This window comes from Actinomadura sp. WMMA1423, from assembly GCF_006547145.1.
Classification (GTDB): Bacteria; Actinomycetota; Actinomycetes; order Streptosporangiales; family Streptosporangiaceae; genus Spirillospora.
Genome location: NZ_CP041244.1, coordinates 1,040,314 through 1,055,260, shown reverse-complemented (window position 1 = coordinate 1,055,260; position 14,947 = coordinate 1,040,314). Strand labels below are relative to the sequence as shown.

Below are 14,947 nucleotides of genomic sequence, written 5' to 3'. Positions count from 1 at the left end.
GGCATGCGGGAGGAGACGGATGAAGGCTGAGCACTACGTCGATGGGGTGTTCCGTTCGGACGGCCCGGTCTTCCCCCTCGTCGCGCCGGTGGACGGTACCGAGATCGGCGCCGTCCCCGAGGCCACGCGGGAGGTCGTCGACGACGCCGTGGCGGCGGCCCGCTCCGCGCTGGAGGGCCCCTGGGGCGCGATGGCCGCCGAGGATCGGGCCGCCGCGCTGCGGCGCGTCGCCGACGGCGTCGAGGCGCGGTTCGAGGAGTTCGTCGAAGCCGAGGTCGCCGACACCGGCAGGCCCCGCGCGTTCGCCGAGACCGTCGACGTGCCGCGCGCGGTCGGCAACTTCCGCGCCTACGCCGACCTGCTGTACGGGCGGCCGGAGCGGGCCTACACCACGCGGATACCGGGGTGGAGCTCCGGGACGGGCGAGGCGCTCAACTACACGGTCCGCCGCCCGCTCGGGGTGGTGGCGATCGTCTCGCCGTGGAACCTCCCGCTGCTGCTGTCGACCTGGAAGATCGCGCCCGCTCTCGCCTGCGGGAACGCCGTGGTGGCCAAGCCGTCGGAGGAGACGCCCTCCACCGCGACGCTGCTCGCCCAAGTGATCGACGACGCGGGCCTTCCGGCCGGCGCGTTCAACCTGGTGCACGGGCACGGCCCCGGCGCCGCAGGCGAGTTCCTCACCGGTCACCCGGGGGTCGACGCGATCGCGTTCACCGGGGAGTCGGCCACGGGCGCCGCGATCATGCGCAACGCCGCCGACCACGTCACCCCCGTCTCGTTCGAGCTGGGCGGCAAGAACCCCGCGCTCGTCTTCGCCGACGCCGATCTGGACGCCGCCCTCGACGGCACGGTCCGCTCCTGCTTCACCCACTCAGGGCAGATCTGCCTGTGCACCGAGCGCGTCTACGTGGAGCGCCCCGTCTTCGACGAGTTCGTCACGAGGCTCGGTGAGCGGGCCAGGGCGCTGGAGGACTACGGGCCGATGATCTCGGCCGCGCACCGCGACAAGGTCCTGTCGTACTACCGGCTCGCCCGCGAGGAGGGCGCCACGGTCGTCGCGGGAGGCGGAGCCCCGGAGTTCGGGGACGCGCGGGACGGCGGCTTCCACGTCGAGCCGACCGTCCTCACCGGCCTGCCGGAGACCGCCCGGAGCGTGCGGGAGGAGATCTTCGGACCGGTCTGCCACGTCGCGCCGTTCGACACCGAGGACGAGGCCCTCGCCCTCGCCAACGACAGCCCCTACGGGCTCGCCTCCGCGGTGTGGACGCGGGACCTGTCGCGGGCGCACCGGGTGGCGCCGCGCGTCGAGACCGGGATCGTCTGGGTGAACTGCTGGAACCTGCGCGACCTCCGCACCCCGTTCGGCGGTGTGAAGGCGTCCGGAATCGGGCGGGAGGGGGGAGAGTACTCCTTGGACTTCTTCTCCGAACCCGTCAACGTCTGCATCCAGATCTGAGAGCGAGCCCAGTGACCACGAACATCGAGGCCGCCGCCGAGCGGCTCCTCGGCGCCCACGCCGCCGGGGCGCCGTGCGCGCCCGTCCGCGACCTGATCACGACCGCCGGCGACGCCTACGCCGTCCAGGACCGGCTGACCGAGCGCTGGCTCGGCGAGGGGCGCCGCCTCGCCGGCCGCAAGATCGGGCTGACGTCGCGCGCCGTCCAGGCGCAGATCGGGGTGGACAGCCCCGACTTCGGGATGCTGTTCGCCGACATGGCCGTCCCGGACGGGGAGGAGATCCCCGCCGGCGCCGTCCTGCAGCCGCGCGCCGAGGCCGAGGTGGCGCTCGTGCTGGAGCACGACCTGACCCACGAGCGGCACACCGCCGCCGACGTGATCCGCGCGACCGCGTTCGCGCTGCCCGCGATCGAGGTGGTCGGCAGCCGCGTCCGCGACTGGGACATCACGCTCGCCGACACCGTCGCCGACAACGCCTCCGCCGGCATGTACGTGCTGGGCAACCGCCCGGTCCCGCTCGCGGACGTCGACCTGCGCCTGTGCGGGATGGTGATGGAGCGGCGCGGCGAGCAGGTCTCGACCGGCAACGGCGCCGCCTGCCTCGGGCACCCGCTGAACGCCGCGCTGTGGCTCGCCGACACCCTCGTCCGGGTGGGCCGCCCGCTGCGCGCCGGCGACACCGTGCTGACCGGCGCGCTCGGCCCGGTGGTGCCCGCCGGGCCCGGCGAGGTGTTCGAGGCGCGCATCGACGGCCTCGGCGACGTCCGCGTCGCCTTCGGCAAGGAGGAGTCCTGATGGCGGACGTGCACGCGCTCGCGGCGGCGCTCGACGAGGCGGCCCGCGACGTCCGGCCGGTCCCGAGGCTGACCGCCCGGACGCCGCTGGACGTGGCGACGGCGTACGCGGTGCAGCGCGCCGGGATCGAGCGGCGGCGCCGCAGGGGCGAGCGGCTCGCCGGGGTGAAGATGGGGTTCACCAGCCGCGCCAAGATGGTCCAGATGGGCGTCGACGACGTCATCTGGGGCCTGCTGACCGACGGCATGGCCGCCGAGGCGTCGGTCGACGTGTCCCGCCTCATCCACCCCCGGATCGAGCCGGAGATCGCGTACCTGATCGGGCGCGAGGTCCGCTCCGCCGCCGAGGTCGAGTCCGCCGTGGCCGGTGTCGCCGTCGGGTACGAGGTGCTCGACTCCCGCTACGAGAACTTCGACTTCACCCTCCCGGACGTCATCGCCGACAACGCCTCGGCGGCCCGGTTCGGCGTCGGCGCCTGGCACGCCCCCCGCGACCTGTCGAACGCCGGGCTGCTGCTGGAGATCGACGGCCGCCCGGTGCAGACGGGCTCGTCCGCCGCGATCCTCGGCGACCCGGTGCGGTCGCTGCGCGCTGCGGCACGGCTCGCCCTCGCCGCCGGGACGGCGCTGGAGCCGGGGTGGATCGTCCTCGCGGGCGCCGCGACGGCGGCCGTCCCGCTGCCGAAGGACGCCCACGTCCGGGTCACCGGCGCGGGGCTGGGCGCCGTGGAGGTGACGACGTGATGACCCGCGGCGACGACCTCGCGCCCGGAGGCGATGACCTCGCGCCCGGAGGCGATGACCTCGCGCCCGGAGGCGATGACCTCGCGCCCGGAGGCGACGACCTGGCGCCCCGAGGCGGCGGCCGGACCGGCGAGGCGATCCTCGTCGAGGGCAAGGCGCGGCCGCGCGGGCGGTTCCCGCACCTGCGGCGCGCCGGCGACCTGGTCTTCGTGTCAGGGACGAGCTCGCGCCGCCCGGACGGGACGTTCGCGGGGGCGGGCGCCGACGCGATGGGCGTCACCGACCTCGACATCCGGGAGCAGACCCGCGCCGTCATCGAGAACATCAGCGACCTGCTGGAGGCGGCCGGGGGCGGGCTGGCCGACGTCGTCAACGTGACCGCCTACCTGGTGAGCATGAACGACTTCGGCGGCTACAACGAGGTCTACGGGGAGTACTTCGACGAGACCGGCCCCGCCCGCACGACCGTCGCCGTCCACCAGCTCCCGCACCCGCACCTGCTCATCGAGATCTCGTGCGTCGCGCACATCCCGCAGCCGACGCGGACCGGAAAGGAGGCCGGAGCATGACCCTGCCCCAGCTGTCGTTCGGACGGCCGTTCAACTTCGACGCCTGGATCGAGGAGCACCGGGACCTGCTGAAGCCGCCGGTCGGCAACGTCCAGGTGTTCGACGAGGCCGGGCTGATCATCATGGTGGTCGGCGGGCCCAACCAGCGCACCGACTTCCACGACGATCCGACCGAGGAGTTCTTCTACCAGCTCAAGGGCAACATGGTGCTCCGCGTCATGGAGGAGGAGGGCCGCCCGCCCACCGACCTGCAGATCAACGAGGGCGACGTCTTCCTGCTGCCGCCGCACGTCCGGCACTCGCCGCAGCGGCCCGAGCCCGGGTCGATCGGCCTGGTCGTGGAGATCCCGCGCCCGGAGGGGCTCACGGAGGCGTTCGAGTGGTACTGCACCGAGTGCCACCACCTCGTCCACCGCGCCGAGCTCCAGGTCCGCTCGATCGTCGACGACCTGCCGCCCGCCTTCGAGGGCTTCTACGGCGGCGACCGCACGTGCCCGAACTGCGGCGCGGTCCACCCGGGCCGGCAGTGGCCGCGGTCGATGACCCCGACGACGGCGCCCCGTGTCTGACGGGGGCCTCATGTCCGGGGAGGGACCGGTGCCCGGCGGCGCCCTCGCGACGGTCTTCGACGTCCACACGCACGTCTTCCCGAGGATCGGCCGCGCCGAGGGCCGGATCCTCGCCGGCGAGGGCGAGCCGTGGCTGCGCGTGGACGGCGGCGGCGCCGGGATGATGATGTGCGGCGACCAGGAGTACCGGCCCGTCGGAGAGGCGCTCTGGGACGCCGCCCGCCGCGTGGCCGACATGGACGCCGGGGGCGTCGACCGGCAGGCCGTCTCGTCCACGCCGCTGATGTTCGGGTACGCGGCCGAGCCGACCCGCGCCGCCGACTGGTGCGACCTCGTGAACGACCGCATCCTGGCGTTCTGCGCGGACGCCCCCGACCGGCTCGTGCCGCTCTGCCAGGTGCCGCTCCAGGACCCGGAGCTCGCCTGCGAGGTCGCGGCGCGGGCGGCGGCCGCGGGGCACCGCGGCGTCCACATCGGCAACCACGTCGGCGACCGCAACCTCGACGACGAGGGCATCACGGCGTTCCTCGCGCACTGCGCGGAGCTCGGCCTGCCCGTCCTCGCGCACCCGTGGGACATGCTCGGCGCCGACCGGATGCGCGGCCACATGCTGCCGTGGCTGTCGGGGATGCCCGCAGAGACGCAGCTGAGCATCCTCGGGCTGATGCTGTCGGGAGCCTTCGAGCGGCTCCCGGAGTCCCTGCGGCTGTGCTTCTGCCACGGCGGCGGCAGCTTCGCGTTCCTGCTGGGGCGGGCCGACAACGCCTGGCACCGCCGCGACATCGTCCGCGCCGACTCGCCGCGCCCGCCGTCGGAGTACGTCGGCCGCTTCCACGTCGACTCGGCCGTGTTCGACCCGCGCGCGCTCCGGCTGCTCGTCGACGTGATGGGCCCCGAGCGGGTCATGCTCGGCACCGACTACCCGTTCCCGCTCGGCGAGAAGGTCCCGGGCGAGACGATCCGGGCGTGCCCCGGCCTGGACGACGCCGAACGCGCCCTGCTGCTCGGCGGCAACGCGGAGGAGTTCTTCGCGCCCGCCCACGACCTGGTGACCACCGAAGGAATGACGCAGTGAGCCTGGAGGACGAGGCCCGCCGCCTCGACGCGACCGACCCGCTGCCCGCGCTGCGGGGGGAGTTCCTCGTCCCGCCCGCGCCCGGCGGCCGCTACGAGGAGGCCGCCTACTTCGCCGGCAACTCGCTCGGGCTCCAGCCGAGGCGCACGGCGGCGCTGGTCGGCGAGGAGCTGGACGACTGGGCGCGGCTCGCCGTGGAGGCCCACACGCGGGGCCGCCGCCCCTGGGTCGACTACCACGAGCTGGCGCGCGGCCCCGCCGCCCGCCTGGTGGGGGCGCGGCCGCACGAGGTCGTCGCGATGAACTCGCTGACGGTCAACCTGCACCTGATGATGGCGAGCTTCTACCGGCCCGCCGGGGCCCGCACCCGCATCGTCATCGAGGACTCGGCGTTCCCGTCCGACTCCTACGCGGTGGCGAGCCAGGCCGTCCACCACGGGCTCGATCCGGCCGAGGCGGTCGTGCGGCTCAGGCCCCGCGACGGCGAGCACCACCTGCGCACCGAGGACGTCCTCGGGTTCCTCGAACGCGAGGGCGGCACGGTCGCGCTCGTCCTGCTCGGCGGGGTCAACTACCTGACCGGCCAGCTCATGGACATGGCGACGATCACCAAGGCGGGCCGGGCGGCAGGCGCCGTCGTCGGGTGGGACCTCGCCCACGCCGCCGGGAACGTTCCCCTGCGCCTGCACGACTGGGACGTGGACTTCGCCGCCTGGTGCACCTACAAGTACCTCAACAGCGGCCCGGGCGCGGTCGCGGGCTGCTTCGTCCACGAGCGGCACGTCCGGGACGCCTCCGTGCCGAAGCTGTCGGGCTGGTGGGGCACCGACCCGGCCGTACGCTTCCGGATGGACCCCGACATCGCGCCGCCCGCCTCCGCCGACGCCTGGCAGCTGTCCAACCCGCCGATCATGGCGCTCGCGCCGGTGCTGGCCGCCCTGGAGATCTTCGACCGGGTCGGCATGGAGGCGCTGCGCGCCAGGAGCGGGCGGCTCACCGGCTACCTGGCGGCCCGGCTCGCCGAGATCGGCGCCGACGTCCTCACCCCGTCCGACCCGGCGGCCCGCGGCGCCCAGCTGTCGCTGCGGGTGGCGGACGCGGGCGGGCTCGTGCGGCGGCTCGCCGCGGCGCACGGCGTGGTCGCCGACGCCCGGGAACCCGATGTCGTCCGATTCGCGCCGGCCCCGCTGTACTGCACCTTCCACGACTGCCACCGCGCCGCCGAGGCACTCGCCGATCTTCTTTAGGTGTGTCGGTGCATGGGGCCGCCCGGCATCGGGTAAGTTCGTCTGCGTTGCACGATGGCGCCCGGCCCGGCCGGCCGGCGCCAAGCAGTCTCGAAGCGTTTTCTCCGGGTGACCGGCGGGCGTGAGTGAGTCCGCTTGCAGCCCGGACCGCCGACCGGCGGACCGGAGACGTTCCACCCGGAAGGGAAAGACCATGGCCGAAGGCACCGTGAAGTGGTTCAACGCTGAGAAGGGCTTCGGGTTCATCGCGCCTGACGGCGGCGGCCCCGACGTGTTCGTCCACTACTCGGCGATCACCACCAACGGCTACCGCAGCCTCGACGAGAACCAGCGCGTCGGGTTCGAGATCACCCAGGGCCAGAAGGGCCCGCAGGCCGAGGGCGTCTACCCGCTCTAAGGTCCTGCCGGATCTCAGTTGAGGCCGGGGACGCATCCGTGTCCCCGGCCTTTCGCATGCCCGCGGGCCGCGCGCCGCCGGTCTCCGCCCTAGGGCAGCGCCGACCCGGCGTGCTCGGCGTGCTCGGCGGGCTCGGCAGAGGGGCGCGCGGCGGCGCCGCGGCGCGGGCCGAGCGCGCCGGCCGCCGCGGTCATCACCGCGACCATGCACGTGATCAGCGCGAACGCGGCCGGGTAGGACAGCGCCCCGGCCGTCCAGCCGGTGACGGCGGGTGCGGTCAGCCCGGCCAGGTAGGTGATCGTCGCGACGCCCGCCACGCCCTCGCCCGGGGTGGCGCCCATGCCGCCCGCCGCCGTGAAGACCAGTGGCACGACCGTCGCCACACCGATGCCGAGCAGCGCGAACCCCCCGACGGCGGGCCACGGCGCGCGGGACACCGCGATCACCGCGCCGCCGAGGACCGCCACCGCCCCGCAGCAGCGGACCACCCGGACGGGGCCGAACCGCCGCACCAGCCGGTCGCCGAGGAGCCGGGTCCCCGCCATGCACGAGACGAAGACCGTGTAGCCGGCGGCGGCCAGCCCGGGGCCCGCGCCCGCCACCTCGGTCAGGTAGACCGCCGTCCAGTCGGTGCTCGCGCCCTCGGCGAACATGGCGCAGAAGCCGACGAGGCCGACGGCGAGGACGGCCCGGGTCGGCAGCGCGAACCGCCGCGGCGCCGGGGCTCCGGGGTCGGGGCGGACCTCCATCAGCCCGCGCCCCGCGGGCACGCCCGCCGCCACCAGCACGGCGGCGACCAGCCCGAGGTGCAGCCGGGCGTCGACCCCCGCGTGCGCGGCCAGGATGCCCGCGCCGCCCGCGACGAGGCTGCCCACGCACCACAGGCCGTGCAGCCCGGACATGATCGGCCGCCCGAGGTGCCGCTCCACCGACACCGCGTGCGCGTTCATCACCACGTCGGACATGCCCGCGGCGGCGCCGAACAGCAGCAGCGCCGCGAAAAGCCAGGCGGGGGCGGGGGCGAGCGCGGGCAGCGCCACGGCGGCGCACCAGGCGGCGATCAGCAGGCGGGTGGCCCGCCGCTCGCCGAGCCGGTGCGCGACGCGGCTCGCGGTGGGCATGCCGAGGAACGCGCCGATGGACGGGCACAGCAGCGCGAGGCCGAGGACGGCGGGGGACAGGTGGAGCCGGTCCTGGATCCAGGGGATGCGGGTGGCGAGGGTGCCGGCGACGGCCCCGTGCAGGACGAAGACGGCCGCGATGGCGCGGTGGGGAGACCTCATGCTCCCCAAAACTAACAGGCAGGCTTCCTGATGAAAAGGGGGAACCGGCAGGATCCCTGCCTACTACCATGGGGGCGTGAAGACCGCCGACCCGACGATGGCCCGCGCGATCAACGACCGGCTGGCGCTCGACCTGCTGCTGGAGCGCGGGCCGCTGACCGCGCCGCAGCTGCGGACGCTGACCGGCCTGTCGCGACCCACGGTCTCCGATCTGATCGAGCGGCTGCGGGCCGGAGGCCTGATCGAGGCGGCGGGGGAGACCGGGGCCGACCGGCGGGGCCCGAACGCCCGCCTCTACGGGCTGGTCGCCGACCGCGCGCACATCGCCGGGGTCGACCTGCGCCGCGGCGCGGTGCACGTGAGCGTCGCCGACATCGCGGGGAACCCGGTGGGGGAGGCGTCCCGGCCGCTGCCCCCGTCCCCCGACCTCACGGCCGTCGTCGCCGGGGCGGTGGCCGAGGCGGCGGGCGGCCGCGCCCTGCACACGGTGGTGCTCGGCACCCCCGGGCTGATCCACCCCCGCACCGGGCGCGCCGCCGCCAGCGACGTCCCGGGCGCCAGGCCCGACCTCGGGGAGGCGCTCGGCGACCGGCTCGGCGCCCCGGTGCGGGTGGAGAACGAGGTCAACCTGGGCGCCATCGCCGAGCACCGGGAGGGCGCCGCGGCGGACCGCGACGACTTCGCGCTCCTGTGGCTGGACGACGGTATCGGCGGGGCACTGGTCCTGGACGGCCGGCTGCGGCGGGGCGCGTCCGGCGGCGCCGGCGAGGTGGGCTGGCTGAGGATCGGCGGCACGGACTTCTGCAGCCTGCTCGACCCGGCGGCCGTGGCGGGCCTCGGCGAGGAGGCGGTCGCCGCGCTCATCGCCGAGGCGGTGTTCGTGCTCGTCGCCGTCCTCGACCCGGGGCTCGTCGTGCTCGGCGGGGGGGTCGGCCGCGCGGGCGGTGACCGGCTCGCGGGGCTGGTCGCCGGCCACCTGGGCGTCCTCAGCCCGGCCTCCACCGAGGTGCGGGCGAGCCGCGTCGAGGGCGACGCCGTGCTGCGGGGCGCGGTGCTGACCGCTCTCGACCTGGTCCGCGACGACGTCTTCGGCCGGCACCGCATGCCCGGGTGAGAGCGCCTCAGGCCTTCGGCAGGCGCTCGCCCGTCCGGAGCCGGTCGAGGCCGAGCCAGATGAACTCCACGGCCATCTGCTCGGCGCGCTCGCGCGGGGTGTCGGGGTGCTCCAGCCACCACGACACCATCGACAGCATCGATCCGTACATCAGCGGCACGAGCAGCCGCGCCCGCCGCTCGTTCACCGCCAGCGCGGCCGGCGACAGCGCCGGGTCGGCGCGGCGCCGGCGCAGCAGCAGGTCGGCGAACGCGGTGCCGAGCCGGTCGCGCAGCTCCCGCAGCTCCAGCCCGACCTCGGGCTTGTCGAGGTGCCGGACCACGAGGACCCACGCGTCGGGCTCCTCGGTGGCGTAGTCGAACAGCACCCGGATCATCGCCCGGATGCCGTCCGCCGAGCCGTGCGCCGCGCGCACGGCCCGGTTCAGCCGGCCGGTGAGCTCGGCCACGATCGCCTCGGTGATCTCGGCGAACAGCTCCTCCTTGGAGGCGAAGTGCTGGTACAGCAGCGCCTTGGACACCTGCGCCGCGGCGGCCACGTGCTCCATCTGGGTCAGGTGGTAGCCGCGCCGGCCGAACTCCGCGAGCGCGGCCCGCAGCAGCTGCTCGCGGCGCCGGGCGTGCGGCATGCGCCGCCGCGCGCCCGGCGCCGCCTCCCCCGTGCCGTTCGTCATCCGCCGAGGTACCTGCCGAGTTCGGCGCGGGCCACGGACCGCACGTGGACCTCGTCCGGGCCGTCCGCTAGCCGCAGCGTGCGCAGCCCTGCCCACATGGCCGCGAGCGGGGTGTCGTCGCTGACGCCGGCGCCGCCGTGCACCTGGATCGCCCTGTCGACCACCTCCAGGGCGACGCGCGGGGCGATCACCTTGATCGCCGCGACCTCGGACCGGGCGGCCTGCACGCCGCGCTCGTCGATCAGCCAGGCGGCCTTGAGCGTCAGCAGCCGGGCCTGCTCGATCGCCATCCGCGACTCGGCGATCTGCTGGCGCACCACGCCCTGCTTGGCCAGCGGCCCGCCGAAGGCCACGCGCGACACCGCGCGCTCGCACATCAGCTCCAGCGCCCGCTCGGCCATCCCGATCGCGCGCATGCAGTGGTGGATGCGGCCGGGGCCGAGGCGGGCCTGCGCGATGGCGAAGCCGCCGCCCTCCTCGCCGACCAGGTTCTCCACCGGGACGCGGACGTCGGTGAAGGTGATCTCGCAGTGGCCGTGCTGGTCCTGGTAGCCGAACACCGGCAGCGGCCGGACGACCTCCACGCCGGGGGTGTCGAGCGGCACGAGCACCATCGACTGCTGCCGGTAGGGGTGCCCCTCCGGGTCCGTCTTGCCCATCACGATCATGATCTTGCAGCGCGGGTCGGCGGAACCGCTGATCCACCACTTGCGGCCGTTGAGGACGTAGTGGTCGCCGTCCCGCTCGATGCGGGTGGAGATGTTGGTGGCGTCCGAGCTCGCCACGTCCGGCTCGGTCATCGCGAACGCGCTGCGGATCTCGCCGTTCAGCAGCGGAGCGAGCCAGCGCTCCTTCTGCTCGGGCGTCCCGAACAGGTGCAGGACCTCCATGTTGCCGGTGTCGGGGGCGGCGCAGTTGGTGGCCTCGGGCGCGAGGGCGGGGGAGCGGCCCGTCACCTCGGCGAGCGAGGCGTAGTCGGTGACCGTCAGGCCGTGCGCGGGGTCCTCGCTGCCGGGCAGGAAGAGGTTCCAGAGCCCGCGCTCGCGCGCCTGCACCTTGAGGTCCTCGACCACCTGGGGAACGTGGTGCTCGCGGCCCGCCGCGCGCAGCTCGGCCCTCTGGGCGGCGTAGACCGGCTCGGCCGGGTAGACGTGGGAGTCCATGAAGTCCTGGAGGCGGCCGAGGTGGTCCCGGGCCCGCTCGCTCAAACCGAAGTCCATTCCGCTAGAGTAACTGACGAGTCAGTTACTTCGGGAGGAGTCCCCCATGGCACCCTTCGACGGCACCGGCAAGGTCGCGCTGATCACGGGCGGGTCCAACGGCATCGGCGCCGCGGTGGCGCGCCGCCTCGCCCGCGAGGGCGCGCGCGTGGTGCTCGCCGACGTCGACGCGGAGTCCGGCGACGCCCTCGCGAAGGATCTGGACGGCGCGTTCGTCCGCTGCGACGTGCGCGAGCCGGCCGACAGCGAGGCCGCCGTCGCGGCCGCCGTCGACCGCTTCGGGGGCCTGGACGTGGCGTTCCTCAACGCCGGGGTCGCGGGCGGCGGGGGCGTCGGCGACGACTTCGACCTCGCCGCGTACCGGCGGGCCATGGGCATCAACCTCGACGGCGTGGTGTTCGGCGCGCACGCCGCGCTGCCCGCGCTGCGCGCCCGGGGCGGCGGCGACATCGTCGCCACCGCGAGCATGGCGGCGCTCACCGCGACGCCGTTCGACCCGGTCTACGGCGCGAACAAGGCGGCCGTGGTCGGGCTCGTCCGCGCGCTCGGCCCGACGTTCGCCGAAGAGGGCATCCGTGTGAACGCGCTGTGCCCGTCCTTCGCCGACACCGACATTCTGGCCCCGATGAAGGGGCGGCTCCAGGAGACCGGCTTCCCGATCCTGGACGTGGAGGACGTCGTCGAGGCGTTCATGCGGATCCTGGAGGCGGGCGGCGCCGGCGAGGCCTGGTACGTGGTGCCGGGCCGCCCGTCCGAGCCGTTCCGGTTCCGCGGCGTCCCCGGCCCCCGCTGAGCATCCGAGAGCTTCCGAGAGGACAGTCATGCGCGCTATACAGATCACCGAGTTCGGCGGACCCGAGGTCCTGACCGTCACCGACCTCCCCGAGCCGTCCGCCGGGCCGGGGCACCTGCTCATCGACGTGTCCCGGGCCGGCGTCAACTACGCCGACACCCACCAGGCGGAGAACAGCTACCTGTCGGAGTCCACGCTGCCGATGGTGCCGGGCGGCGAGGTCGTCGGGACGACCCCGGACGGCCGCCGCGTCGTCGCGCTCGTCGGCACCGGGGGCTACGCCGAGAAGGCCGTCGCGCCGGAAGCGCTGGCCTGGGACGTCCCGGACGCGATCGACGACGTCACCGCCCTCGGCATGATCATCCAGGGCGCCTCGGCGTGGGTGCTGCTGCGCCGCAGCGTCCATCTGGAGCCCGGCGAGTCCGTCGTCGTGCACGCCGCCGCCGGCGGGGTCGGCACGATCGCCGTGCAGCTCGCCAAGGCCTGGGGCGCCGGGCGGGTCATCGCCACCGCCTCCTCCAAGGAGAAGCGCGACCTCGCCCTCGACCTCGGGGCCGACGTCGCGATCGACCCGAACGTGCCCGACCTCACCCGGGCGCTGATCGACGCCAACGAGGGCAGGCGCGTCGACACCGTCCTGGAGATGACCGGCGGGACGGTGACCGACCAGAGCCTGCGCGCCCTGGCCCCGTTCGGCCGCCTCGCCTTCTACGGCATGGCCTCGCGCACGGAGCCCTCGCCCGTCCGGCCCGCCACGCTCATGTCGCACTCCACCACGATCTCCGGCATGTGGCTGGCGCACGTCTTCCAGCTCCCGGGCAACGTGATGCGCCGGGCGCTGGACGAGCTGTTCGGCCTCGCCGCCGAGGGCGGGCTCCGCGTCGTCGCCGGCGGCGAGTACGCGCTCACCGAGGCGCGGCGGGCCCACGAGGACATGCGCGCCCGCCGCACCACCGGCAAGCTCGTCCTCGACCCGTCGCGCTGAGCCCGCTAGCCGACGAGCCCGTTCTCGTAGGCGTAGACGACGGCCTGGGTGCGGTCGCGCAGCCCGAGCTTGGTCAGCACGTGCCCGACGTGCGTCTTGACCGTCTGCTCGGCGAGCACCAGCTCGGCGGCGATCTCGGCGTTGGACAGGCCGCGCGCCATGAGCCGCAGCACGTCCAGCTCGCGCGGCGTCAGCCCGGCGGTGGCCTTCGGGCTCGGCCGCTGGTGCCGGCGCCGGCGGGCGAAGTCGCCGATCAGCCGGCGGGTGATGGACGGGGCGAGCAGCGCGTCGCCCGCCGCCACGACCCGCACGCCGTTCACCAGGTCCGCCGCCGAGGCGTCCTTCAGCAGGAACCCGCTCGCCCCCGCGCCGAGCGCCTCGTAGACGTACTCGTCCAGGTCGAACGTGGTGAGCATGAGGACCTTGGGCCGCGCGCCGGCCGGGTCGGCGTCCGGGTCGGGGGCGCCGGCCAGCTCCGCGGTGGCGGCCAGGCCGTCCATCTCCGGCATCCGGATGTCCATGACGACGACGTCCGGGTCCAGGCGGCGGGCCATCTCCACCGCCTCGCGGCCGTTGCCGGCCTGGCCGATCACCTCGATCCCCGGATCGGAGGACAGCAGCGCCGCGAGCCCGTCGCGGATCATCACCTGGTCGTCGGCGATCAGCACCCGAATCGTCACGGCACAACCCTACGGGCCCGGTGATCGGCCCGCCCCGGACTAGTCCGGATCGCCGTAGGGCAGTTCGGCGACGACGGCCCAGCCGCGGTCCTCGCGCGGGCCGGCGTCGATGCGGCCGCCGAGCATCGCGACGCGCTCGCGCATGCCGACCAGGCCGTGGCCGCCCCCCTGCGACTCCTCCGGCGCGGTGCGGGCGCCGTCATCGCTGATCGACACCACCAGCGTGTCCGTCCCGTAACGCACCTCGACGTGGACCCGGGAGCCCGGCGCGTACCGGCAGGCGTTGCTCAGCGACTCCTGCACGATCCGGTACGCCGATAGGTCGACCCCGGCGTCCAGGGGGCGCGGCATCCCCACGACGGTGCTCGCGACCGCCAGCCCGGAGCGGCGGGCCGCGCCGACCAGGTCGTCCAGCCGCTCCAGGCCTGGCTGCGGGGCGCGCTCGGCGCCCTCGTCGTCGGCGCGCAGCAGCCCGACGACCCGGCGCGTCTCGGTGAGGGCCTCGCGCGCCGCGTCCCGGACGACCCCGAACGTCTGCCGCGCCGCGTCCGGCAGTTCGGGGATCTTGAAGGGCGCGGCCTCCGCCTGCATCGCGATGACCGACATGTGGTGGGCGACGACGTCGTGCAGCTCGCGGGCGATGCGGGCCCGCTCCTCCAGCACCGCCTGCCGGGCGAGGTCGCGCCGGTGCTGCTCCTCGCGCAGGCGCAGCTCCTCCACGGCCGAGTGCCGCCCGCCGACCGCGTCGCCGAACGTCAGCGTGACCGCGACGATCCCGGCGAGGATCATGCCGAACCAGCCGGGCGTCCCGAACAGCACGGCGGGCGCCAGCACGCCGACGATGGTCACCGCGCCCACCCCGACGGTGGTCTGCCGCGCGGCGCCGACGCCGACGAAGAACAGGATGACGACGAGGGCGAGGATCGCCGTCACCGGCCACGGCATGAACCCCTCGCCGTGGCGGACGAAGACCGTCAGCAGCATGCCGCCCGTCGCCGCCCGCCAGGCGGCGAGCGGCCATCGGGCCGCGAACACCAGGGGCGCCGCCTGGAGCACGCCGAGGGGCCAGGCGAGCTCCGCGTTGACGTGGTACTGCGTGATGGCGATGGCGATGGAACCGGCGGTGAAGCCGATGGTCAGCGCGAGCAGGATGAGCAGGATCGGGATGCGCAGCGCCGGGTGCGCCGGCAGCAGGACGACGGCCGGCTCGTCCTGGCCGGGCACCAGGGCGGCGCGGACGCCGGCGGCGAGCCGGGTGCGGCCGGGGGCGGGGCGGTCTGCATCGTTCATTTGGTGCGAGCCTAGAACGCGCGCGCCCCCGGTGGCCTGCCCCCGGGGAGGGAGAT

General features: G+C 74.9%; 16 protein-coding genes. 11 read left to right on the top strand and 5 right to left on the bottom strand.

Annotation, left to right across the window (positions count from 1 at the left end; all coding sequences use genetic code 11):
* The first annotated feature begins 19 nt into the window (after positions 1 to 19).
* The 8 genes from FKD65_RS05255 (at position 20) to FKD65_RS05220 (ending at position 6,853) form a co-directional block, all read left to right on the top strand.
* Positions 20 to 1,456: a 2-hydroxymuconic semialdehyde dehydrogenase gene (locus FKD65_RS05255; protein ID WP_141576407.1), complete on the top strand. Its 1,437-nt coding sequence runs from the start codon at positions 20 to 22 to the stop codon at positions 1,454 to 1,456.
* A gap of 11 nt (positions 1,457 to 1,467) precedes the next feature.
* On the top strand, positions 1,468 to 2,253 hold the full coding sequence (locus FKD65_RS05250; protein WP_302931588.1) for a 2-keto-4-pentenoate hydratase: 786 nt from the start codon (positions 1,468 to 1,470) through the stop codon (positions 2,251 to 2,253).
* The gene (locus tag FKD65_RS05245) at positions 2,253 to 2,996 is read left to right on the top strand and encodes a 2-keto-4-pentenoate hydratase (RefSeq protein ID WP_141576406.1); all 744 of its coding nucleotides are present in this window, start codon (positions 2,253 to 2,255) and stop codon (positions 2,994 to 2,996) included. The genes FKD65_RS05250 and FKD65_RS05245 overlap by 1 nt, the downstream gene beginning before the upstream one ends.
* Positions 2,996 to 3,565 carry a RidA family protein gene (locus tag FKD65_RS05240; protein ID WP_141576405.1) on the top strand — a complete coding sequence of 190 codons (570 nt, stop codon included), beginning with the start codon at positions 2,996 to 2,998 and terminating at the stop codon, positions 3,563 to 3,565. Before FKD65_RS05245 ends, FKD65_RS05240 begins: the two co-directional genes overlap by 1 nt.
* Complete coding sequence (locus tag FKD65_RS05235; protein ID WP_141576404.1) at positions 3,562 to 4,134, top strand: 3-hydroxyanthranilate 3,4-dioxygenase; 573 nt, start codon at positions 3,562 to 3,564, stop codon at positions 4,132 to 4,134. Before FKD65_RS05240 ends, FKD65_RS05235 begins: the two co-directional genes overlap by 4 nt.
* A 10-nt stretch (positions 4,135 to 4,144) precedes the next feature.
* Positions 4,145 to 5,209, top strand: coding sequence for an amidohydrolase family protein (locus FKD65_RS05230; RefSeq protein WP_141576403.1), 1,065 nt, complete (start codon positions 4,145 to 4,147; stop codon positions 5,207 to 5,209).
* Complete coding sequence (kynU, locus tag FKD65_RS05225) at positions 5,206 to 6,456, top strand: kynureninase (RefSeq protein WP_240809973.1); 1,251 nt, start codon at positions 5,206 to 5,208, stop codon at positions 6,454 to 6,456. Before FKD65_RS05230 ends, kynU begins: the two co-directional genes overlap by 4 nt.
* A 193-nt stretch (positions 6,457 to 6,649) precedes the next feature.
* Entirely contained in the window at positions 6,650 to 6,853 is a 204-nt protein-coding gene (locus FKD65_RS05220; protein ID WP_067639228.1) for a cold-shock protein, read from the top strand.
* 89 nt (positions 6,854 to 6,942) lie between these two features.
* Here the strand turns inward: FKD65_RS05220 and FKD65_RS05215 are convergent, their stop codons facing one another.
* Positions 6,943 to 8,136: an MFS transporter gene (locus FKD65_RS05215; RefSeq protein ID WP_141576402.1), complete on the bottom strand. Its 1,194-nt coding sequence runs from the start codon at positions 8,134 to 8,136 to the stop codon at positions 6,943 to 6,945.
* Between the two features lie 76 nt (positions 8,137 to 8,212).
* Here FKD65_RS05215 and FKD65_RS05210 point away from each other — a divergent pair, with 76 nt between their 5' ends.
* Entirely contained in the window at positions 8,213 to 9,250 is a 1,038-nt protein-coding gene (locus FKD65_RS05210) for an ROK family transcriptional regulator (protein ID WP_240809972.1), read from the top strand.
* A gap of 7 nt (positions 9,251 to 9,257) precedes the next feature.
* Here FKD65_RS05210 and FKD65_RS05205 read toward each other — a convergent pair whose 3' ends face one another.
* On the bottom strand, positions 9,258 to 9,923 hold the full coding sequence (locus FKD65_RS05205; protein WP_141576401.1) for a TetR/AcrR family transcriptional regulator: 666 nt from the start codon (positions 9,921 to 9,923) through the stop codon (positions 9,258 to 9,260).
* The gene (locus FKD65_RS05200; protein WP_141576400.1) at positions 9,920 to 11,143 is read right to left on the bottom strand and encodes an acyl-CoA dehydrogenase family protein; all 1,224 of its coding nucleotides are present in this window, start codon (positions 11,141 to 11,143) and stop codon (positions 9,920 to 9,922) included. The genes FKD65_RS05205 and FKD65_RS05200 overlap by 4 nt, the downstream gene beginning before the upstream one ends.
* A 46-nt stretch (positions 11,144 to 11,189) precedes the next feature.
* Here FKD65_RS05200 and FKD65_RS05195 point away from each other — a divergent pair, with 46 nt between their 5' ends.
* Both FKD65_RS05195 and FKD65_RS05190 read left to right on the top strand, forming a co-directional pair.
* On the top strand, positions 11,190 to 11,936 hold the full coding sequence (locus tag FKD65_RS05195) for an SDR family oxidoreductase (RefSeq protein WP_141576399.1): 747 nt from the start codon (positions 11,190 to 11,192) through the stop codon (positions 11,934 to 11,936).
* Between the two features lie 28 nt (positions 11,937 to 11,964).
* On the top strand, positions 11,965 to 12,921 hold the full coding sequence (locus FKD65_RS05190; protein WP_141576398.1) for an NADPH:quinone oxidoreductase family protein: 957 nt from the start codon (positions 11,965 to 11,967) through the stop codon (positions 12,919 to 12,921).
* 5 nt (positions 12,922 to 12,926) lie between these two features.
* On the opposite strand, the gene FKD65_RS05185 is transcribed toward FKD65_RS05190, so the two are convergent.
* Together FKD65_RS05185 and FKD65_RS05180 are read right to left on the bottom strand one after the other, a co-directional pair.
* Positions 12,927 to 13,601 (bottom strand): response regulator transcription factor, encoded by a 675-nt coding sequence (locus FKD65_RS05185; protein WP_141576397.1) that lies wholly within the window; start codon positions 13,599 to 13,601, stop codon positions 12,927 to 12,929.
* Between the two features lie 39 nt (positions 13,602 to 13,640).
* A complete protein-coding gene (locus FKD65_RS05180) occupies positions 13,641 to 14,891 on the bottom strand; it encodes a sensor histidine kinase (protein WP_141576396.1) in 1,251 nt (416 codons plus the stop codon).
* Positions 14,892 to 14,947 lie beyond the last annotated feature (56 nt).